Source organism: Novosphingobium kalidii (assembly GCF_040534015.1).
GTDB classification, from domain to species: Bacteria; Pseudomonadota; Alphaproteobacteria; order Sphingomonadales; family Sphingomonadaceae; genus Novosphingobium; species Novosphingobium kalidii.
In genome coordinates this window covers 533,434-554,718 of record NZ_JBEWLY010000013.1, presented here as the reverse complement: position 1 = coordinate 554,718, position 21,285 = coordinate 533,434, and the positions used below count along the sequence as shown (strand labels likewise).

Here is a 21,285-nt window from a genome sequence, read left to right as displayed (position 1 = left end):
TCCGGGCGGCCGCGCGAGACCTGAATGCCAGGTTACGCGCGGCCGCCAACGGATACTATCGGTCGCCGATTTCCGTCAGCGAAGGACTCCCGGAGGGCGCTGGCGCGCCCTTCCACACCAGCACCGGCTTACGCGCGGCCAGTGTCTCGTCCAAACGGCGGCGCGGCGCGTAGTGCGGCGCCGAGTGTAGCGCCTCATCGCCGTTGCGAGCGCGCTCGGCCAAGCTGCGCAGGGAACCGATGAAACGGTCGAGGCCCGCCTTGCTCTCAGTCTCCGTGGGTTCGACCAGCATGGCTCCATGTACGACGAGCGGGAAGTACACCGTCATCGGGTGGAAGCCCTCGTCAATCAGCCCCTTCGCCACGTCCAGCGTTGAGAGGCCATCAGCGAAGCCTTGGTCGCTGAACAGCGCTTCATGCATGCAGGGCCCGCTCGCGGCGAAAGGTGCATTCAGCACGTCTTCCACACTTCGCAGGACATAGTTGGCATTCAGCACCGCATCTTCCGCGACCTGCCGCAAGCCGTCCGCTCCGTGGCTGAGGATGTAAGCCAGGGCGCGGGTGAACATGCCCATCTGACCGTGGAACGCCACCATTCGGCCAAAGGTGCTCGGATGATCCTCGCCCGCTGTCTCCTCCTCAATCAGGCGAACCTGACCATCCGCGTCACGCGTGACGAACGGCAGAGGTGCGTAGGGCGCTAATGCTTCCGACAGAACGACCGGCCCTGCACCTGGTCCGCCCCCGCCGTGCGGCGTCGAAAAGGTCTTGTGCAGGTTGATGTGCATGGCGTCGACCCCGAGATCGCCAGGCCGGACCTTGCCCACAACCGCATTGAAGTTCGCACCGTCGCAGTAGACATACCCGCCTGCCGCGTGAACTGCATCGGCGATCGCCTTCATGTCGGGCTCGAACAATCCGCAGGTGTTCGGGTTTGTGATCATCACGCCCGCCACGTTCGGCCCCAGTTTGCTCTTGAGCGCCTCCAGATCCACACGACCCTCCGCAGTGGCGGGAATGCTCTCCACCTTGAAGCCAGCAAAGGCCGCCGTAGCTGGATTGGTGCCGTGAGCGGACTCCGGCACCAGGACCACGTCTCGCGTTTCGCCGCGAGCCTCGATCGCAGCGCGAATGCAGAGCAAGCCGCACAATTCGCCATGAGCGCCAGCCTTTGGCGACATTGCAACCGCCGACATGCCGGTCAGCGTGACAAGCCAGTCCGCAAGTTCAGAAATGACCTCCAGCGCTCCGATCACACTCTGCTGCGGCTGCAGCGGGTGAACGTCAGCAAAACCAGGCAGGCGCGCGACTTTCTCGTTCAGCCGTGGGTTGTGCTTCATCGTGCACGAGCCCAGCGGAAAAGGCCCGAGATCGATGGCGTAGTTCTGCCGCGACAAGCGCGTGTAATGGCGCACCGTCTCCGGTTCGGTAAGGCCCGGCAAATCCGGTGCCGCCTTGCGCAGCGGCAGCCCGGCCAAAGGCGTACGTTCCGGCTGGTCGAGATCGACCCCGCACTTGCCATCGCCCCCCAGCTCGAAGCTCAGCGGCTCCTCCAGCATCAGGCCATAGTCACCGCTGGTCGTGGGGCGCTTGTCAGCGCCGGCGCCGGTATCACCCATGGCCGGCCGCCAGCCGGCGGCGTTCGTCGCGGTCATGCCAACACTCCTGCAAGCTCAGTGGCGAATGTTTCGATGTCTTCGTCCGTGACAGTTTCAGTGGCAGTCACCAGCAAGCCGTTGGCTAGTCCGTCAACGCCCGGGAAAAGTCTGCCCAGCGAGACACCACCCAGCACGCCGCGCTCAGCGAGCGCGCGGACGACCTCACGGGCATCGGACGGAAGCAGCAGAGTTGCTTCGTTGAAGTAGCTTGTGTTCAGGCACGAAACACCGGGCACTTTTGTCAACCGCTCTACCAGCACTTGCGCACGTCCGTGGTTGACCTGCGCCAGCCGCGCCAGCCCCTCGCCCCCGAGCAGAGTCATGTGAATGCTGAACGCGAGCGCGCAAAGCCCGGAGTTGGTGCAGATGTTGCTCGTCGCCTTCTCGCGCCTGATATGCTGCTCGCGGGTGGACAGCGTCAGCACGAAGCCCCGCTGCCCTTCCGCGTCGACAGTCTCTCCGCACAGACGGCCCGGCATCTGACGCACGAACTTCTCGCGGCATCCGAACAGGCCAAGATATGGTCCTCCGAACTGCAGCCCCACACCCAGCGATTGCCCCTCACCCACTACGATGTCCGCTCCGAGGTGGCCCGGAGCTTCGATCAGGCCCAGAGCGACGGGCTCGGTGACCACCGCGATCAGCAGCGCACCCTTAGCGTGAGCTGCCTCCGCGATCGCCGCGAGATCGGGGATCCGCCCCAGGATGTCGGGGTATTGAACTACCACGCAGGAAGTTTCGCCGTCGATGGCACTGATTACCGCCGCATCGTCGGGCACAGCCGTCAGCTCGGGCAGACGGGCGTCGATCTTGTCCCGTGTGAACTTGGCCAGCGTCTTTACGACTTGCGCATAGTGCGGGTGGAGGCCGCCCGAAAGCACCGCACGCCCCCGGCTTGTGACGCGGGCCGCCATCAGGATCGCCTCCCAACATGCGGTCGAACCATCGTACATCGAGGCATTGGCGATATCGGTCCCGAACAGGCGCGCGACCTGTGTCTGGAACTCGAACAGCACCTGCAGCGTGCCCTGCGCGATCTCAGGCTGGTAAGGCGTGTAGGCGGTAAGGAACTCGCCGCGCTGGATCAGGTGATCCACCGACGCGGGAATGTGGTGGCGGTACGCACCCGCGCCAAGAAAAAACGGCGCATTCCCTGCCGTCAGGTTCTTTGCGGCAAGACGAGCCATGTGCCGCTCTACCGCGAGTTCACTGGCGTGCAGGGGCAAGCCTTCGATTGCGCCGGAAAGGCGGGCCTCCTTGGGAACGTCGACGAAGAGATCGTCGACAGAGGCGGCACCGATAACGCCGAGCATGTCTGCGCGGTCGGTATCGGTCAGGGGCAAGTAACGCATGGAAAGAGAGCTCCGGCAAGGCGCGGGAAAATCCTCCCCGCAGGGAGGATCACAGGATCAAAGGCCTTCCACGAAGGTCTTGTAAGCTCCCTCGTCCATCAAAGCGTTTAGCTCGGACGAGTCGCTCAGGGCGATGCGGAACAACCATCCGCTGGTCTCTGCGTCGGAGTTGACCAGCTCCGGTGCATCAGCCAGCGCAGCGTTTATCTCACTCACAGTGCCGGTAACGGGCGTGTACACGTCGGATGCGGCCTTTACCGAATCTACCACCGCGATCGAATCGCCTTTGCTTACGGCTGCGCCCTCGGCGGGCAGTTCGACAAAGGTGATATCGCCAAGCTGGCCTTGCGCATAATCGGTGATGCCGACGGTGCCGGTCTCGCCCTCAACTTCGATCCACTCGTGCTCTTCGGAAAAATAACGGGTCATCTGAGGTATCCTCAACGGTGATAACGGTGGGGGACGAAGGGCATCGCCACAACGCTCGCGGGCAGACGCTTGCCGCGCGTTTCCAGTTCCAGTGCGGTTCTCTCGGCGCCACAGGGGAGTTCAACATAAGCCATTGCGATCGGGCGCTGCAGTGTCGGCGAGAAGCCGCCCGACGTGACAGTGCCAACCTGTTGGTCGCCACGCCAGACAGTGGCGCCCTCGCGAGCGGCCATCCGACCTTCGAGAGCCAGACCGACGCGAGTCGTGACCGGCTTGCCGGCGAGCAGATCGAGGATGCGCTGGGCACCGGGAAAGCCCCCCTCCGCGCGGCGGCGCTTGGATAAGGCGAAGCCAAGGCCCGCGCTCACCGGATCGATGTCGGGAGTGAGGTCGTGGCCATAGAGCGGCAAGCCGGCCTCCAACCGAAGCGAGTCCCGGGCGCCAAGGCCGACTGGCTTCACTTCAGGCTGCTCGCAAAGCGCGTCGGCAAAGGCCTCGATGTCCTCCCCGCGAAGCGATATCTCGAAGCCATCCTCGCCGGTGTAGCCGGACCGGCTCACGCCAAGCAGATGACCCTGCCAACCGAACTGCCCGGCCTGCATGAACTTCAGTTCCTCAAGCCGCGGCATGTCTGAAGAGGCAGGCTCCAGGCCCAGGCGATCGAGAGCTGCGGCCGCCTTCGGCCCCTGCAAAGCCAGCAGCCCATGCTCGTCGAGGTGGTTGAGAGTGATCGCGTCGGGCAAATGCTCGCGCAAATGGGCGATATCGTCCCACTTCGTCGCGCCGTTGACGACGAGGTAATACGCATCCCCGCGATTGGTCACCATGAGATCGTCGAGGATGCCGCCGTTCTCGTCCAGCAGCAGAGAGTAACGCAGCCGACCGGGCTTCAGCGCCGATATGTCGCCAGGCAGCAGGGTCTCGAGCGCCTCTGCGGCGCCTTCTCCAGAGACCTCCATCTGGCCCATGTGGCTGACGTCGAACAGGCCTGCGTTCTCCCGCGTCCACAAGTGCTCTGCGATGATGCCCTCATACTGCACCGGCATCCAGTAGCCCGCGAACTCGACCATCCGGCCACCGCGTTCACGGTGCCAGGGATCCAGCGGCAGGAGCTGCGGCTTGGCCGCGATTTCCTCATCTTCGGGAATATCAAATTCGCTCAAGACACGACTCCGCACAGCTTCGGCACACCAATCCGGTGCCCCCTCTGTCACGGAAACCTGAGAGCTTTCCCCCATGGCGCGAACGCTGTGAGGTTACACCTTCGGCGGCCCTGCCGTGATAGGCGGAGCACTTTCCAGAGTCACGCTATCGACGCCGCGCGGTCCTTTTGCCTGAGAGTTTCCGGGGCGGTTGCTCCTTCGGCGCCGGCCCGATCCGCACTGCGAATCGCGCCAGTCTCTCCCGCGCTGTCAGCGATGGCAAATCCTTGGGCGAGCGCCGGGAGCAAGTCAACTTGTGCCGCAGGACAGGCCAGAGGTATTCGCGGAATCCTTGCGCCGGTTCTGGGGAATGAAAGCCCCGCACGACCACCCCGCTCGGTCAGACGTTGCTCAAGCCTTCCGGCATGGTGCCGTAGATGTCCGCAAAGCGCGCGATCGCGAAACGGTCGGTCATCCCTGCGATGTAGTCGGCAATGTGACGGCTCCGCTCGGGTTCGTGACGCGGCAGGCCGTCGATCCAATTCTCCTCCATCAGCACCGGCTGCTGCGAGTAGGCGCTGAACAGTTCGGCGACAACCGCCTTCGCACGGCGGGCGGTTTCCAGTTGCTCCGGGTGATAGTACAGCTTTTCATACATGAAACGTTTGAACGCACGCTCCTGCTCTGCAAGCTCGTCCGAGAAGGCGGCGATGGGCCGGCCTGAAGACCGGATCTCGTCGACACTGCCGATACCCTCAAGGCGCTTCTGCGTTTCGGCGATCAGGTCGTTGACCATGAAGCCGATCTGGCTGCGGATCAGTTCCGCTACCTTTCTGTCTAGCGGAGCAGATGGGTAGCGCTTCTCCACCTGCCGCCAATGATCAGCGACGAAAGGATGCGTCAGGACTTCCTCCAGGTCGAGGAATCCCGCCCTTAAGCCGTCATCAATGTCGTGGTTGTCGTACGCTATGTCATCGGAGAGCGAAGCAACCTGTGCCTCGAGCGAAGGCCAAGTGCCAAGATCCAGCGAGAAAGCCGCATCCAGCTCAGCCAGCGCCCAACCTGGCTGAGCCACGGGACCGTTGTGCTTGGCCAGACCCTCCAGCGTCTCCCACGTCAGATTGAGACCGTCGTGTTCGCAATAGGGCGATTCGAGCCGCATCAGCGTGCGCAGAGTCTGAGCGTTGTGATCGAAGCCACCGTGGTCGTGGAGCGCTCCGTCGAGAGCCTCTTCGCCTGCGTGACCAAACGGCGCGTGCCCGATGTCGTGGGCGAGCGCCAGTGCCTCGGTCAGGTCCTCATCCAGACCCAGCGTACGTGCGATCACGCGGGCGATCTGCGCAACCTCCAGGCTGTGGGTCAGCCGGACGCGGTAGTGGTCGCCATCGGGGGCCACGAAGACCTGCGTTTTGTATCGCAGCCGGCGAAACGCAATCGAGTGGATGATCCGGTCGCGGTCGCGCTGATAAGCACTGCGGGGGCCACGCGCGAGTGCGTTCTCTACCGTAAACTCGCGACCGCGCGAGCGAGTCCAGTCGGTGCCGTAAGGTGCCAGCGTCACCCGAGAATCCATTCGACGGCGCACTCCGCATGAATGGCCGTGCAATCGAAAACCGGCAGGACATTGGCATCAACGTCGACGATCATCTCCAGTTCGGTGCAGCCCAGCACGATAGCCTCGGCTCCTTCCTGCTCGAGTGTGGTGATGATGGTCTTCATCTCTCGCTCGGCCTGGCGAGTGGCCTTACCGTACATCAGCTCGTCATAGATGATCTGGTCTACGATTTCGACGCGCTGCAAGTTAGGGGGCAGAAGCTCTATATCGCGCGCGATCAGCTTCTGGCGGTAAAAGCTCTCAAGCATGACGTTGCGCGTGCCGATCAGCGCGGCCCGCTTGACGCCTTTCTGCACCATCCGCTCGGCCACGCATTCCGCTATGTGCAGGATCGGCACCGAGACGGACGCAGCTACCTGGTCGTAGACCTTGTGCATCGAATTGGCACCGATCAGGATGGCGGTTGCACCCGCTGCCTCAAGACGGCGAGCGGATTCGGAAAGCTCCTGGGCAGCGCGCGCCCAGTCGTCAGCACCGGAAAGGCACATCAGGTTGCCGGCATCCAAGCTTTCGATCACCATCGGCGCGCTGGCTCGGTTGCCGCCACGCGACTGAACGCCGCGCTGGATATGGTCGTAGTAGGTCTTCGTGGAGTACCAGCTGAGGCCGCCGATCAGGCCGATCTTACGCACTAAGGTTCCTTCCGGTTGTGCATCGGTCGTTTGCGTAGCTCAACGCCTAGCTTGGCTGGACGATCCCCGTCCAGCCCACAGAGCAAAAGGTCTATCGCGCGATTACCGCTAGCACCCTTACCTTACTGCCAGATTGCGCATTCGCGGGAAATCAGTCCGCAAGCGCCTTGTTGATATCCTCTACCATCTTCTTCGCGTCGGCCAGAAGCATCATTGTCTGGTCCATGTAAAACACGTCGTTGTCGACGCCAGCATAGCCCTGTCCGCCCATCGAGCGCTTGATGAAGAAGATCGTCTTGGCCTTGTCCACGTCGAACACCGGCATGCCGTAGATCGGCGAGGACCTGTCGGTCTTGGCAGCGGGGTTCACAACGTCGTTCGCGCCGATGATGAAGGCGACATCGGCCTGCGCGAACTCGCCATTGATATCCTCCAGCTCGAACACCTCATCGTAAGGCACGTTGGCTTCGGCGAGCAGGACGTTCATGTGGCCGGGCATGCGTCCCGCCACGGGGTGAATGGCATACTTCACGTTGACGCCGTGCTTCTTGAGCTGGTCACCCATCTCCCGCAGAACGTGCTGCGCCTGCGCTACGGCCATGCCGTAGCCGGGAATGATGATGACGCTTTCGGCTTCCCTCATCAGGAAGGCGGCGTCCTCTGCGGAGCCCCGCTTCCACGGGCGATCCGTCTTCGCCGCTGCTCCGCCTGCTCCGGCCTCCGCGCCGAAGCCTCCGGCAATGACCGAAATGAAGCTCCGGTTCATCGCCTTGCACATGATGTACGAGAGGATCGCACCGGAAGAGCCGACCAGCGCACCGGTGATGATCATCGCCGTGTTGTGCAGCGTGAAACCCATCGCCGCTGCCGCCCAGCCCGAGTAGGAATTCAGCATCGAGACCACGACCGGCATGTCCGCGCCGCCGATCGGAATGATCAGCAGGAAACCGATCGCAAAGCTGAGGATGACGATGCCCCAGAACAACGCGGGCGTGTCCAGCCCGAACACCGCCACAAGAACCAGGATCAGGGCCAGCACAGCCAGGTTGATGACGTGGCGCGCCGGCAGCAGGATCGGCGCGCCGCTCATGTTGCCGTTGAGCTTGGCAAACGCGATCACCGAGCCAGAAAAGGTGATGGCGCCGATGGCCACACCCAGACCCATTTCGATGCGGCTTTGCTTCAGGATGTCCAGACCGGAGGAATCGAGGATACCGAAAGCGCCCGGGTTGAAGTAGGCGGCGACCCCGACCAACACCGCGGCCAAGCCCACAAGGGAGTGAAATGCGGCGACGAGTTGCGGCATCGCCGTCATCTGGATGCGGCGGGCAATGACAAACCCGATCCCGCCGCCGATAGCGATCGCGACGAGAATCTCGGGCAGGCTCGCAATCTCGTGCGTGACGAGCGTGGTGATGACCGCGATCAGCATGCCCGCCATGCCGAAGCGATTACCCCGCCGGGACGTCGCAGGAGACGAAAGTCCTCGCAGCGCCAGGATAAACAGCACACCCGAGGCTAGATAGGCGAATGCCACCCACGGATTCACCACGTGTTCGATCGGCATGACGTCAGCCATCGAGGGTGTGGTCTGGATCGGACCGACGAAGCTCACTTGCGGTCCTTCTTCTTGTACATCGCCAGCATGCGCTCGGTTACGGCAAAGCCGCCGAATATGTTCACGCTCGCCAGCACAACGGCCCCAAGCCCCAGCCACTTCGCGGTCGGTGAACCGGCAGCGGCTGCGGCAACGAGTGCGCCCACGATGATCACGGAGGAGATCGCGTTGGTAACCGCCATCAGAGGGGTGTGCAGTGCCGGTGTGACCGACCACACGACGTAATAGCCCACGAAGCAGGCCATGACGAAGATCGAGAGGATCGAGATGAAGTCCATCCTAGGGCCTCCGAAGTTGTGCTTCCCAGAGGGGAAAGTTGGCGGATTGGATCGATGCCAAGAAAGATCGCGTGGAGCCGACTACCGAACACCAGCCCCTCAACGGTTGGCCCACCTTCACCCCAGCAGCCTTGGATGGACCACCCGGCCGCTTTGCGTCAGGCGGATTGCTTCACCGATTTCCACGTCGAGCACAGGACCGCCCGCCTCCTGATCCCAGAACGCGGACAGGAAGTTGAACAGGTTGCGCGCGTAAAGCGCCGAGGCGTCGGCCGGCAGGTGCGCGGGCGTATTGGAATAGCCGATGATCTTTACACCGTGGCGTTCGACAATCTGATCCGCCACGGTTCCCTCCACGTTGCCGCCCTGCGGCGCGGCAAGGTCGAAGATCACGCTACCGGGCTTCATGGTCGCGATCTGCGGGTCTGTGACGAGACGCGGCGCGGCCCGGCCGGGGATCAGCGCCGTGGTGATGACGATGTCCTGCTTCGCGATATGGCTGGATACGAGCTCGGCCTGCGCCTTTTGATACTCCTCGGACATCTCGGTGGCATAACCACCGGCGCCCTCACCCACGATGCCGGCCACGTTCTCGACGAAGATCGGCTTTGCGCCAAGTGACTGGATCTGCTCCTTGGTCGCGGCGCGCACGTCTGTGGCGGAGACTTGGGCACCGAGCCTTCGAGCCGTCGCGATCGCCTGCAGCCCTGCAACCCCCACGCCCATCACGAAAACCTTGGCAGCGCTGATCGTGCCCGCCGCCGTCATCATCATCGGAAAGGCGCGGCCATACACGTCGGCTGACGCGATCACCGCCTTGTAGCCGGCCAGATTGGACTGACTGGACAGCACATCCATGGATTGCGCGCGCGTGATGCGGGGCATGAACTCCATCGCCAGCGACTCCAGCCCGGCCGCCGCATAAGCGTCGATCTGCGTTCGCTGAGCGAAGGGGTCGAGAATGGCCACGACCCAGGCGCCAGGCGCGACACCCTGGAGCAGTGCGGGGCCCGGCCCCTGAACGCCAAGGACGATCTGCGCGCCGCCGAGCACTTCGGCCGCGGAGCCGATCATAGCACCGGCGGTCTGGTAGTCAGCGTCAGCAATCGAGGCCGAAACCCCGGCCCCGGTTTCCACCCGCACTTCGGCTCCGAGCGCGATCAGTTTCCTGACCGTCTCCGGCGTTGCCGCAACGCGAGTTTCCCCGGGTGCGCGTTCCCTTAGGACGGCAATCCGCCGGCCCTGCGGCATGATGGCGCTCAGGCGATCAGCAAGACCACGACGACTGCCGCGATCACGGACACTATCGTGCCGACCTTCACCAAGCCAATGAAGCCGCTGTACGTGTCATTCGCGGATTTCATGTCCTTGCCGGATGCCATCGCTCTACTTCCCTGTTTATGCCGAAAACTGCTTCGCGGCTCTAGCCGTGACCTTCGCCACGCTCAAGTCCTCTAGTCTTTGGCCACAGAGCCTTTCGCTTAATCCCGTCTTTACCGAGAGCGCGTACGAAGACGTGGTTGGGGAAGCGAGGGCAAGCCGCAAGCGAACATGTCGGAATTTGAACCACGCCTGCTGATGCTGATTGATGACGAGCCGGCGCAAAGCCGTCTTATCTCCGCGCTCGCCGCCCGTGAGGGCTGGCGTACAATTCTCGCGCGCGATGCCGAGACCGCGATCGCCACCCTCGGAACGCGTCAGGGCATGCAGCTCAACGCGATCATCCTCGACCAGTGGGTGCCGGGTGACGACGCTTGTGCGCTGATTGCCGAGCTCAAGTCGCGCCGCCCGGCTATCCCGATTCTGATGCTGACGGCCAGCACATCACCTCTGTTGGCTGTCGAGGCCATGCGCGCGGGCGCCACCGATTACCTCATCAAGCCTGTTGCACCCGACAGGCTGATGCACGCTCTGCGAGTGGCCACCACGCAAGAGGCCCCGCAAGACGAGCTCGCCCCGCTTACCGAGAAGATGCCCTCGACACCGGACTTCGAGTCCATGATCGGGGCAGCGCCCACTTTCCGCAAAGCCCTCGCCGTCGCCGCGAAGGCAGCCCGCGGCCACGGTCCGGTGCTGATCGAGGGCGAAAGCGGATCCGGCAAGGAAATGCTGGTGCGAGCGATGCACGCCGCATCGCCACGGTCCAAGATGCCGCTGCGGATCGTGAATGTTGGAGGAACGCCTTCCAACGCGATCGAGTCCATTCTCTTTGGGCATGAGAAAGGCGCCTTTCCTGGCGCCTTTGATCGACAGATCGGTGCTTTGCAGCATTGCGACGGTGCCACGCTGGTTCTGGATGAAATCGACCGGCTGCCTCTGATCGTTCAGGAACGCCTGCTCGAGTCGCTGAAACGGGGTGACGTCCGCCCGATCGGTGTGCGGCACAGCTTCCGCATCGACGTGCGGCTGATCGCGGCAAGCAATCTGCCGTTGAAGGAACTGGTGGACGAAGGCCTGTTCCTGCCCGAACTGTTCGACGCCCTCTCCTCCGTCACGGTCACTTTGCCGCCCCTGCGGGAGCGAACCGGAGACATACCCTCGCTCTCACGGCACTTCCTCACGCGCATCGGGGAGCAGCCAGGACTGCGCGAACTGGGGATTACCGATGGCGCACTGGCGCTGCTCGCCGCTTATGATTGGCCTGGCAATGTGCGCCAGCTCCAGGCGGTGCTGTTCCGCGCGGCAGTCTTTTGCGACGGCGATGCTCTGACCGCCGAGGATTTTCCACAGCTTCTCAACATCCTTGGCCCGTCACAATCCCCAGGTTCGTCCACCCCTGCGCAGGGCAGTTCGGGCGTGATGCTCTACACCGCTGACGGCAACTTGCGCCCGCTCGAGGAAATCGAGGCAGACGTGATCCGACTGGCGATAGGGCTTTATCGAGGGCGCATGACCGAAGTGGCGCGCCGTTTGGGGATCGGACGCTCCACCCTTTACCGCAAGCTCAGCGAGCTAGGCATCGACAACGCGGCTTAAACCTCGCAACCACAACAAGTCCGGAGCCGTTTGCCAGCAGTACCGTTGACAACATCCAGCCGGTCCAACACCCTGACGAACGCAGAGCAAAGCTGTTCGGCCGAAAGTGCTCGGCCCGGCAGGCGATCGCCGCATACAGGGAGAGTGGCGTGGGCAAAGCCAGCGAAGGCGGGTTCGAGAAACTAGCCACAGGAACGTATCTGGAGGGGCTGGCTATCGATCACGAGCGCGAGGTGATCTGGTACAGCGACGTGATCGGCGGTGGCCTCCATGGCGTGAAGCCAGATGGAACCAAGGTGGCCTCGCTCAACCCCGAGCGGATGTGGACTGGCGGCGTGCTCATGAACGCCGACGGCTCGGTCCTCTCCACCGGGCAAGGGGGGATCATGTGGAGCAACCCCGAAACCGGCAAGTCCGGCTGGCTGCTCGACCGGATCGAGGGAGAGCCGGTGAACGGCATCAATGAGATGGTGCCCGACGGCAAGGGCGGGCTCTTCTTCGGCACCCTCGATATCGAAATGGTGATAGCGGGCCAGCAAACGAAGCGCACTCAGATCTATCGCCTGAGCGCCTCGAACGAGTTGACGAAAGTGGCGGAAGACATTGGCTTCAGCAACGGGATCATGTTCGACCAACAGCGCAGGCGTTTCTACTGCAACGACACGTTCCATTGCACATGGGCTTTCGACGTCGCAGACGACTTCACCCTCTCCAACAGGCAGCGGTTCCTCGCCAAAGAGGATGCCGATGGCATGGCGCTCGACGCGGAGGGCAACCTCTGGGTCACCGGCTTCCGCTCGAACTACTTCACGCGTTTGGCGCCGGATGGAACCGAACTTCCGCGCTATGAAACACCGGATGGCTCGAACACGCAACTGCGCTTCGGCGGCGCGGACATGTGCGACGTCTTCTTCACCTCGGTGCCCGCCGACGGCGGCGACACGCTGAAGGAGGGAGGTGAGATCGCGGAGCAGAACTCCTTCCTCCTGCGCGGCAGATCCCCCACACCCGGCATGAGGATCGAACCTGTGCGCTTTAAGCTGGGGTGAGCCGGCCCGCAGCCCGCCGGGCTGAAGCAGGTCTGGAGCGGCCAGAATGACGGCAGGCCTCTGAGGCTTGCCGATCGACCAAACCAAGGGAGAGCGAAATGTCACGAAGTCGACCGGTCGCCATCGTCACGGGTGCCAGCCGCGGTGCCGGGCGAGGCATCGCCCGTGCGCTGGGCGCGCATGGCTGCACCGTCTACGTCACCGGACGGTCAGAACACGAAGGCATGGCCGAAATTTCCGGAACAATTCATGCCACCGCCCACGAAGTGACCGCAGCAGGTGGTGAAGGTATAGCAGTCCGCTGCGATCACGCCGACGATCCGCAGGTCGAGGCAATGATCGACCGGGTTATCCACGAGCAGGGCCGCATCGACATTTTGGTCAACAATGCTTGCGCCGTCTCGGACGCGCTCTCGGCCCCGGGGCAGTTCTGGGAAAAGCCGCTTCACATCGGCAACATGATCGATGTCGGCACACGCAGCGGTTTCGTCGCAAGCTGGTTTGCTGCTCCGCACATGGTGAAGCAGGACAAAGGGCTGATCGTCTTCACCTCATCGCCGGGCGCAATGCACTACTGCTTCGGTCCGGCTTACGGCGCACACAAAGCCGCAGTGGACAAGATGGCGTTCGACATGGGTATCGACTTCGCGGACGCCGGCGCCAACGTCGCTGCCGTTTCCATCTGGATGGGCGCGCTCACCACCGAGCGCCTCACCAGCATGATGGAAGCCATGCCAGAGCGCTTCGCTCATCTGGAGGGCACGCTGGAAACGCCCGACTATACCGGACACGTCTCCTGGGCGATCTACAACGACCCCCAGATGATGCGCTTCAACGGCAAGACCCTGATCGGAGCGGAAACGGGCAAAGACTTCGGCATCACTGACATCGACGACAGGTTCCCTCCTTCGGCAAGAGACACGACCGGCGCCGAGCCTCCCGCATACTTCTCCCACAAGGTGAAGTGATCGAACCGCTGCACTGGCGATGAATCTTGCGCAGGTCTCGGGCTGGGCTGGCACCTGCTCGACAGCGAATGCTACTCATCCTGCAGAGGAGGCAAAGGGCAAACCATGAACGATAAAGATATTCTGGATCTGGGCGGACAAGTGGCATTGGTCACAGGCGCGGGACAAAATGCCGGGCGCGCCACTGCGATAGAACTGGCCCGGCACAATGCCGGCGGCGTCGCGGTGAACGACTTTGTGGCGGAACGCGCCGAAGCGGTCGCAGCCGAGATCGAGGCCATGGGCGTTCCCGCTCTGGCCGTGCCGTTCGACGTAGGCGATCTCGACGCGATCAAGGCCGCGGATGCTGCGATCAAGGACAAGCTCGGCGCCGCGACGATCCTGGTCAACAACGCCGGCATGGCCGGGCCTGGCGGATCGCTGCGGCCAGCACTGAACTTCTGGGAAGAAGACCCGAGCAACTGGGAGCGCTACCTGCGCACCAATCTGTACGGCGTCTACAACTGCTGCTTCGCCTTCATCCCCAACATGGTCGAGGCGAAGCGCGGGCGCATTGTTACCATCGTGTCCGACTCAGGCCGCACCGGCGAACCCAAGCTCGCGGTCTATGCGTCTGCCAAAGCCGGCGCGCAGGGCTTCGTGCGTTCGATTGCCAAAGAGCTCGGCCGATACAACGTGACCTGCAATGCGGTTTCTCTCTCGTCGCTGATGCCTGACATGCCGGAAGAGAAGCTTGCGGAGATCATGCAGAGCGACCACGCAAAGGCGCAACTCTCCCGCTACACGATCCGACGCTACGGCAAGTCCGCGGACGTGGCCGCTTTGGTCACGTTCCTGTGTTCCGGAGCGTCGGAGTGGATCACGGGTCAGACGTACCCGCTGAACGGCGGCTACGCGCCTTCCATGTAGACGCGTCGGTGCCGGCGCAACTTCACTGTCCGGTTCGCGCCGGCACCGTTCGCAAATTCTTCGATCGAGAGCCCACTAGGCTCAGCCTAAACGAGCAATTCCTCCGTCAGCAGCTGGATCAGCCTGAAGCACCACTCGGCACGCTGCGGAGTCGCTTTCATCCCGCAGAATGGTGAAGCCGATGCTTTCGTCATTGAGATCGTAAGGGACCTCGATGGCGCGCCCATCATCGCTTTCGATGCGCAGAGCTTCATCATCGGCGCTGACGGACTGGACATGAGCGCCGCACATAGCAAGGAACATGGCGCGATCGCTGCTTCTCACGGAGCCACCGGCATCGAAGTTCGCTTCAACCAGCCACGCCCGCCCCTCTGACTTGTGGGAGAAAATAAAGCGAGCACTGCCTGGGATGCTCAACCTCCAGCGCTCTTGGCCATCGGCGGACTTTCCCGTCACTTCCAGCGCCGCACCCTCCAAGTCGATCTCCGCGACTATCGTTCCCTGCAGATCCTCGAACCTGCGGGCACACGGACCGGGTTGTCCTTCTGTGTTGTCAGGCAGTTGCGCAGCGATCACAACCTGATCCTGCTCCATCCACCCAAGGCTAGAAACGTCACGAATTTTTCTGAGCATTCCATCAATATAGACGATTTGAGGCTTATTGCGATGCCGCTGCACAATGGGGTAATAGCCATAACCGGCATATTCGCTCCCCCTGGTCTGCCGCGCAGCTCTATTGCCCGCGACCTCGCAGCCAGTTGAAGCCTGACCGCTTCTGGGGTTTGCCATCCAAGGCGTTAACGAGATCAAGCATGTCTTTGGGAAGCGGCGCTGAGACCGAGTCTGCGAAGGTGGCCTGAAGCACCGCGCGAAGATGCTCGCTCCGCTGTATGGTGTTCATACCCAGTATCCTGTGGTCCGTCGCAGTTTGCATTTCATGTTCTACAGCCATGCTCACATTATAGAACGTGCGCTACTCATGGTGTGAACCTCTGCCGGGACCGATAAGTTCCCGGGAATGCTTTGGCCGGCTTGCGATCGCCCGGGCACCTGTCGCCAAAGCGGTTGCAACTCCTAAACCGATCCAGCCAAGCTTTGGCAGTTTTTGAACCTGAAGAGCCAAGCTGTGATGCCGCATCATGACGTGCTGGTCGGTGCACACCTTTCCGTCAGAGCGAGGCTCATAGAGGTTGTCCCGCTTGGTCGAGTCCTGAACATCGGCTGCCCGCTGCTGGACGCGGGTGCCGACTGCCTCCATAACGAGATCGGTGAGACGCGGCGCCACCTGAGACACAAGCGACGAAGCAATGGTGCCGGAGCCGATATACAAGGTCCGCCGCGGCGTCGCGCAAGCAAAGACGACAGCATCTGCGATGATCTCAGGATGGTACAATGGTGGCGGGATTCGCGGCGGCACATCCATATAGTTGCGTGCATGTTCCGGATAAGGAGTGGCGCATCCGCCGGGCTTCACTAAAGTGACTGAAACATTCGCGCGCTCGCGCTCCAGTTCCATCCGCAACGTATCGGTCAGGGCTTGCACGGCGTGCTTGGTGGCAGAGTAAGGCCCCTGCTCCACGATCGCCCTGTCGGCCAAGACCGATCCAACATTGATGATCGCCCCTCCTCCTCGCTCCCGCAGGTGTCGCGCTGCGACCAACGATCCGTGAAGAGTGCCGAAGTAGTTAACGTCAAAGACCCGCCGGTGATCGGCCAAAGGCACTTGTTCCAGACTACCATAGATGCCGACGGCCGCGTTGTTCACCCAACTGTCGAACCCGCCGAACGCCTCGGTGGCTGTCGCAGCGATCGCTTCGACTTCCTCCATCGATGAGACATCCGCCACCACGCATGCAGCGCGGCCGCCCTCCGCCACGATCTCGTCCCTGATGACGGATAGCGCGGCGGCGTTGCGGGCGCTCAGCACGACTGCGGCCCCTCGTCGAGCGGCCAAGCGAGCGATAGCAAGACCGTTACCGCTCGATGCGCCCGTAATGACGACGACTTGCTGAGAGACGGGCTTCAGGCGCGCTGCCATTACCTTCAACCTCCCGGCTACTGGTAGCCGCCCTCATTCGCGCGCTGTTCGGCCGCTTCCTCTTGCGCTTCCTCCATGTCCTGAGTCTCTGCGTCGGTTTGCTCCCAATCAGCCTGCTTGTCGTTCGGGGCTTTCGGGTTTGGTTTGTCGGGCGCCGTCATTTAAATTACTCCTCAAAAGCATCTAGGTCTCGAAGCCGAAAACGGCCGAAGTAGTTCCCTGGGGAGCGATTCCCTTTGGTGCCGAGGACGTGTTGGGGCGCCGGCATTCCGCAGGCTCGTATCGAAAAGTGATGTTGCGCGCGGCGCCTTCACCGGGCGAATGGAGACTCGGTGTTGGAGTTTGCGTGAAGCGCGCGGCGGATCGCTGAACTCAGATCCGCTCGCCGGAAAGGTTTGTCGAGCCTTGGCGTGTCCAGTTTCAACGCGCCCGCACCCGTGTAACCGGTGATCAGCAGAACTGGGATCGCGGGCTGGCGAGAGGCGATTTTTCTTGCGAGCTCCGCTCCGTTCATCCGAGGCATCTTGTAATCGGTGACGACAAGGTCAAACGGTGATGTCGCCAGCGATGCAAGCGCGTCTGCGCCACTTGCGACTTCGCGCACATGGTGGCCCAATTCGCGCAGCATCTCCGCCGTGGCGGTCCGAACGAGTGGCTCGTCGTCCACCAGCAGTATCGACAGCGGCTCTATCGAGTCTGACGAAGCCGCCTCGTGTAAGCGGAAACTCACCGCGGCATCAACGGCAGCCGGCAACCAGAGATCGACACGTGTGCCTTGGCCGGGCGTACTGCTGAGGCCAAAGCCGCCGCCGAGCTGCGAAGCGAGACCGTGCACCATGGACAGCCCAAGTCCCGTGCCTTTGCCGACATCTTTTGTCGAGTAAAAGGGCTCGACTGCCCGCTGCAGCGTCTCCGGGCTCATCCCGGTGCCTGTGTCGATCACCGAAAGGCGAAGATACACACCGGAAGCGAGCCGAGGCACCTCTCCGGGTTCAAGATTTTCAACCGTGACAGAAATGGTGAGCCTGCCGCTCTCTGGCATCGCGTCCCGTGCGTTGACGCACAAGTTAAGGACTGCGAGTTCAAGCTGGTTGGGGTCGACCATGCCGGCAGGAAGACCGTCTTCGCAGCGCAGCTCGAGATTTATGCCCGGGCCGATCGAACTCGCAATCAGGTCGCGCATCCCCTCAAGCAGCGCCGCTATGTCGATCGGCCGTGTCTGCAAAGCTTGCCGCCGCGCAAAGCCGAGGAGGCGCTGCACGAGGATGCGCGCGCGTTCGGCCGATTCCAGCGCTCCACCGATCAAGCGAGCGGCGCGTGGATCATCTCCACCATGACGGCGGTTCAGGAGATCAAGCGTTCCGGTGATCGGCGTGAGCAAGTTGTTGAAGTCGTGTGCCACCCCTCCGGTCAGCTGGCCTAAAGTCTCCAGCTTCTGCGCTTCATGAAGCTGGGCCAGCGCGTTCTCCCGCTCCTGAGACGCAACTTTCACCCGCTCCTCGAGCGAGCGTGTCAGATCACTCAGTTCCTCAAGTCGAGAGCGAGCTTCGTACTGACGTCTACGGGCCCGCAGCGCCGAGTGCGCGAGGCTGACGAGCGTAGTAGGGTGAAAGGGACGCTCCAGGAATGTGACGTTCCCGAGAATGCTGAGAAAGCGTGCGGCCGAGGGGTTGCGTTCGAGCCCCCCGCCCCGGCGCGTGAGCAGGACGAACGGCAGATCAGACCATTCCGGCTGCGCTTCTATCCAGGCGGAAAGTACGTGCAGATCTGCCGTTGCGAGCGCTTCTTCCGTGACCAGCACAAAGCCAGCGCCGCTCTTGATGCCGGAAGACAGATCCGTGATCGATCCACAGGCAAGCGAGTCGATGCCGGCCTCTGCCAACATGGCTGCGGCGACCGCAGCATCACGGCCAAGTGGCGCCAGCAACAACGCCCGCTCGGAGATTTCGCTCGGCTCCACCTGGCTCGAGCTCAGTCGTCTATGCCCAGCAGTGCAGTTGCGTCCCCCACAAGGATGGGAACACCGCGCAGCACGCCTTGAAAGTTCGTTAGCGGCTCGCCCAAGATTATACCGCGTGAGCCAATCTGATACTCCCTGATCGTGTTCTCGTGTGCGCCGGTACGCTTCTTTACGACAGAGACGGCCCGCCGCACCTGGCCCGCCGCTTCGAAGTAGCGCAACAGGATGACCGTATCCGCAAGGTAGGTCACGTCTACCGGCGAACGCATGTCACCTACCAGCCCATGCTGTGCGACTGTCAGGAAGGTCGTCGCGCCCTGCCTGTTCAGGTACTGGAGCAACTCATGTATGTGTAGCACAAGCGCGTTCTCACCCGGCATCGCCGCCTGATAACCGTTGAGACTGTCCACAACGACCGTCCGGGCGCCATGCACCTCCACGCAACGACGCACGCGCTCAGAGAATTCACCCGGCGTGAGTTCCGCAGCATCGACTTGCTCGAGCACCAGAAGATCCTGATCGATCATCGCCTGCAAATCGAGGCCAAGCCCCTTTGCTCGCTTGATGAGCAAGCCCAGCTCTTCGTCGAACGCGAACATCGCCGCCCGTTCCCCGCGCGCGATCGCGTTTGCCACGAAAGTCAGTGATAAAAGCGACTTGCCGGTACCTGCGGGCCCAAGTATGAGCACGCTGGACCCACGATCAATGCCTCCACCCAGCAGCGCGTTGAGTCCGGCGGTCGGCGATGTCAGAACCTCACGCTCATAGCTGCGGCGGTGTTCAGCGGACACCAGGCGCGGGAATACCGCGACGCCGCCGGTCTCGATTTGGAAGTCGTGGAAACCACCGCGAAACCGCCGGCCCCGATACTTGATGACCCGAAGCCGGCGCCGCTCCGCGCCATAGTCGGGCGCCAGTTCCTCAAGCCGAATTACGCCGTGTGCAACGCTGTGGACGGTTTTGTCGTGCTGCTCCGCCGTGAGGTCATCCAGCATGAGGACCGTCGCCTGCTGCCGTGCGAAGAAGTGCTTGAGTGCCAGAACCTGACGCCGGTAGCGCAGCGAACTTTGCGCCAGAAGCCGGATTTCCGACAGACTGTCCAGGACTACCCGCGCGGGCTTTACACGCTCGAACGCATCAAAAATGCGGCGCGTTGTCTCGCCGAGCTCAAGGTCCGAGGAGTAGAGAAGGCTTTGTTGCTGCTCGTCGTCCAGCAAGCTTTCCGGTGGTACAAGCTCGTAGATCTGCAGACCGTCGAGCGACCAGCCATGAGAGGCGGCGCTGTCCCTCAATTCGTGCTCTGTTTCTGACAGGGTTATGTAAAGGACCGACTCCCCGGCTGCAGCCCCCTGCAGGAGAAACTGCAGGGCGATCGTGGTTTTTCCTGTCCCCGGGCTTCCCTCGACAAGGAATACCCGGTTCCTAGCCAAGCCACCGGCAAGCACGTCGTCCAGCCCTTTGATACCGGTTGCGGCTTGTTCCTGCTCAACGCTCACGCATGTGCCTCATTTCTTCAAGATCGAACGAACATTCGCTTACATCGTTGCTCGGCGACTGCGATAAAATCTGGAATGCTCGCGTCTTCGCAGCACGCTGACATTTGAACTCAGGGACAAGGCCGCGGCGACAGCCGGAAACCCGCAGCGGGCATTGCCCACGATGCCGCACGTGCTCAGATGTCGCGTGGCGGAATGGCGCCTGGCCTCATGATCGTCCAGCCGGCGGTCGCGTGTCCGGCCAAGGCGGCACTTGTCGAGTCAGCACCTTGCAGGCGAGCCGAGAGGTAGCCCGCGTTGAATGCGTCGCCTGCGCCGCTGGTGTCGACTGGCTTCAGCGCTACCGGGGGAGGAACGATTGTGCCATCCGGAAGGCGGCAGCCTTCGGCGCCGAGCTTTACCACGGTCTCAGCGCAGCCGAGTGACTGCCAGTGCGCCGCGATTTGCTCAGCGCTTGCCTCACCACCCGAGATGGACGCCTCATCCTCTCTCGTAGGAAAGCCGAAGCTGGCGCAACCGATCGCAGCGTCCCGAGCCAATGCCGCTTCCGTGGCGCTGCTCCACAAGCGGGCGCGATAGTTGCCATCGAACGCGACATGCCCGCCCCTGCTCCGGACTTGCCGCGCCAGATCCAGCAAGGCGTTACGGCCGAGCGTGGGCAGGATTGCGAGCGAAATAAGCGAAAAGCAGATGAGATCGGCTGTCGCGGCCTTTTCCACCGCTTGCACCATCTGAGGCAGATCGAACATTTCGCGCGCCGCACTCGTATCGCGCCAGTAAGAGAAACTGCGCTCGCCTTCCTCATCCAGGCTGATGGCGTAAAGTCCCGCCTGACGGTGCGGATGGGGGAGAACCAAGGAGGTATCGAGCCCCTCTTCCTCCATCCCCGTCTGCAGCTTCTGGCTGAAGGGGTCAACGCCCAAGGCGGTCATGTAAGCCACGTCGTGCCCATCCCGCGCGAGGTGGACGGCGGTGTTCAGCGTATCACCGGCGTAGCTTAAGTTCCAACCGGCACCCGCCTGAGACAGTTCCAGCATCGACTCGCCAATGCAGATAATACGCGCCATTCAACCAGTCCCGCATCTTGTCGTCTTCCAGCCGCTGACGGCAGCGAAGACAGCATCACTCTTTGCAAGTATAACGCCTGTAGAGGGAGAGGCACGCCT

General features: G+C 62.4%; 19 protein-coding genes, 1 pseudogene and 2 riboswitches. Of the genes and pseudogenes, 4 read left to right on the top strand and 16 right to left on the bottom strand.

Features of this window, described 5'->3' with window-relative positions; translation table 11 throughout:
- Positions 1-55 precede the first annotated feature (55 nt).
- The 10 genes and pseudogenes from gcvPB to ABVV53_RS09390 all read right to left on the bottom strand — a co-directional run.
- Positions 56-1,654 (bottom strand): aminomethyl-transferring glycine dehydrogenase subunit GcvPB, encoded by a 1,599-nt coding sequence (gene gcvPB / locus ABVV53_RS09435; protein ID WP_353984119.1) that lies wholly within the window; start codon positions 1,652-1,654, stop codon positions 56-58.
- Complete coding sequence (gene gcvPA / locus ABVV53_RS09430; RefSeq protein ID WP_353984118.1) at positions 1,651-3,009, bottom strand: aminomethyl-transferring glycine dehydrogenase subunit GcvPA; 1,359 nt, start codon at positions 3,007-3,009, stop codon at positions 1,651-1,653. The genes gcvPB and gcvPA overlap by 4 nt, the downstream gene beginning before the upstream one ends.
- A gap of 57 nt (positions 3,010-3,066) precedes the next feature.
- Entirely contained in the window at positions 3,067-3,438 is a 372-nt protein-coding gene (gene gcvH, locus ABVV53_RS09425; protein ID WP_353984117.1) for a glycine cleavage system protein GcvH, read from the bottom strand.
- 11 nt (positions 3,439-3,449) lie between these two features.
- Positions 3,450-4,601 carry a glycine cleavage system aminomethyltransferase GcvT gene (gene gcvT / locus ABVV53_RS09420; protein ID WP_353984116.1) on the bottom strand — a complete coding sequence of 384 codons (1,152 nt, stop codon included), beginning with the start codon at positions 4,599-4,601 and terminating at the stop codon, positions 3,450-3,452.
- 34 nt (positions 4,602-4,635) lie between these two features.
- Positions 4,636-4,749, bottom strand: a riboswitch (glycine riboswitch).
- A gap of 1 nt (position 4,750) precedes the next feature.
- Positions 4,751-4,855, bottom strand: a riboswitch (glycine riboswitch).
- Between the two features lie 125 nt (positions 4,856-4,980).
- A complete protein-coding gene (locus tag ABVV53_RS09415) occupies positions 4,981-6,141 on the bottom strand; it encodes a deoxyguanosinetriphosphate triphosphohydrolase (RefSeq protein WP_353984115.1) in 1,161 nt (386 codons plus the stop codon).
- Entirely contained in the window at positions 6,138-6,827 is a 690-nt protein-coding gene (locus ABVV53_RS09410) for an aspartate/glutamate racemase family protein (protein WP_353984114.1), read from the bottom strand. The genes ABVV53_RS09415 and ABVV53_RS09410 overlap by 4 nt, the downstream gene beginning before the upstream one ends.
- A gap of 151 nt (positions 6,828-6,978) precedes the next feature.
- On the bottom strand, positions 6,979-8,394 hold the full coding sequence (locus tag ABVV53_RS09405) for an NAD(P)(+) transhydrogenase (Re/Si-specific) subunit beta (RefSeq protein WP_419956772.1): 1,416 nt from the start codon (positions 8,392-8,394) through the stop codon (positions 6,979-6,981).
- Positions 8,395-8,438: 44 nt separating this feature from the next.
- Entirely contained in the window at positions 8,439-8,723 is a 285-nt protein-coding gene (locus ABVV53_RS09400) for an NAD(P) transhydrogenase subunit alpha part 2 (RefSeq protein ID WP_353984113.1), read from the bottom strand.
- A gap of 117 nt (positions 8,724-8,840) precedes the next feature.
- Positions 8,841-9,974 (bottom strand): NAD(P) transhydrogenase subunit alpha, encoded by a 1,134-nt coding sequence (locus ABVV53_RS09395; RefSeq protein WP_353984112.1) that lies wholly within the window; start codon positions 9,972-9,974, stop codon positions 8,841-8,843.
- Between the two features lie 8 nt (positions 9,975-9,982).
- A pseudogene (locus ABVV53_RS09390) lies at positions 9,983-10,114 on the bottom strand (hypothetical protein); the annotation flags it as partial.
- 160 nt (positions 10,115-10,274) lie between these two features.
- Here ABVV53_RS09390 and ABVV53_RS09385 point away from each other — a divergent pair.
- The 4 genes from ABVV53_RS09385 to ABVV53_RS09370 all read left to right on the top strand — a co-directional run bounded on the left by ABVV53_RS09385 (position 10,275) and on the right by ABVV53_RS09370 (position 14,625).
- Positions 10,275-11,699, top strand: coding sequence for a sigma-54-dependent transcriptional regulator (locus ABVV53_RS09385; RefSeq protein WP_353984111.1), 1,425 nt, complete (start codon positions 10,275-10,277; stop codon positions 11,697-11,699).
- Between the two features lie 149 nt (positions 11,700-11,848).
- A complete protein-coding gene (locus ABVV53_RS09380; protein WP_353984110.1) occupies positions 11,849-12,748 on the top strand; it encodes an SMP-30/gluconolactonase/LRE family protein in 900 nt (299 codons plus the stop codon).
- Positions 12,749-12,846: 98 nt separating this feature from the next.
- Positions 12,847-13,716, top strand: coding sequence for an SDR family NAD(P)-dependent oxidoreductase (locus ABVV53_RS09375; RefSeq protein WP_353984109.1), 870 nt, complete (start codon positions 12,847-12,849; stop codon positions 13,714-13,716).
- 105 nt (positions 13,717-13,821) lie between these two features.
- The gene (locus ABVV53_RS09370; protein WP_353984108.1) at positions 13,822-14,625 is read left to right on the top strand and encodes an SDR family NAD(P)-dependent oxidoreductase; all 804 of its coding nucleotides are present in this window, start codon (positions 13,822-13,824) and stop codon (positions 14,623-14,625) included.
- Positions 14,626-14,706: 81 nt separating this feature from the next.
- Here ABVV53_RS09370 and ABVV53_RS09365 read toward each other — a convergent pair whose 3' ends face one another.
- The 6 genes from ABVV53_RS09365 to ABVV53_RS09340 form a co-directional block, all read right to left on the bottom strand.
- On the bottom strand, positions 14,707-15,435 hold the full coding sequence (locus ABVV53_RS09365) for a hypothetical protein (protein ID WP_353984107.1): 729 nt from the start codon (positions 15,433-15,435) through the stop codon (positions 14,707-14,709).
- A 163-nt stretch (positions 15,436-15,598) separates the two neighbouring features.
- The gene (locus ABVV53_RS09360; protein ID WP_353984106.1) at positions 15,599-16,663 is read right to left on the bottom strand and encodes an SDR family oxidoreductase; all 1,065 of its coding nucleotides are present in this window, start codon (positions 16,661-16,663) and stop codon (positions 15,599-15,601) included.
- Between the two features lie 17 nt (positions 16,664-16,680).
- Positions 16,681-16,824 carry a hypothetical protein gene (locus tag ABVV53_RS09355; RefSeq protein ID WP_353984105.1) on the bottom strand — a complete coding sequence of 48 codons (144 nt, stop codon included), beginning with the start codon at positions 16,822-16,824 and terminating at the stop codon, positions 16,681-16,683.
- A gap of 149 nt (positions 16,825-16,973) precedes the next feature.
- A complete protein-coding gene (locus ABVV53_RS09350) occupies positions 16,974-18,623 on the bottom strand; it encodes an ATP-binding protein (RefSeq protein ID WP_353984104.1) in 1,650 nt (549 codons plus the stop codon).
- Positions 18,624-18,634: 11 nt separating this feature from the next.
- Positions 18,635-20,119: an ATPase domain-containing protein gene (locus ABVV53_RS09345; RefSeq protein ID WP_353984103.1), complete on the bottom strand. Its 1,485-nt coding sequence runs from the start codon at positions 20,117-20,119 to the stop codon at positions 18,635-18,637.
- Between the two features lie 176 nt (positions 20,120-20,295).
- Positions 20,296-21,186, bottom strand: coding sequence for a sugar kinase (locus ABVV53_RS09340; RefSeq protein WP_353984102.1), 891 nt, complete (start codon positions 21,184-21,186; stop codon positions 20,296-20,298).
- Positions 21,187-21,285 lie beyond the last annotated feature (99 nt).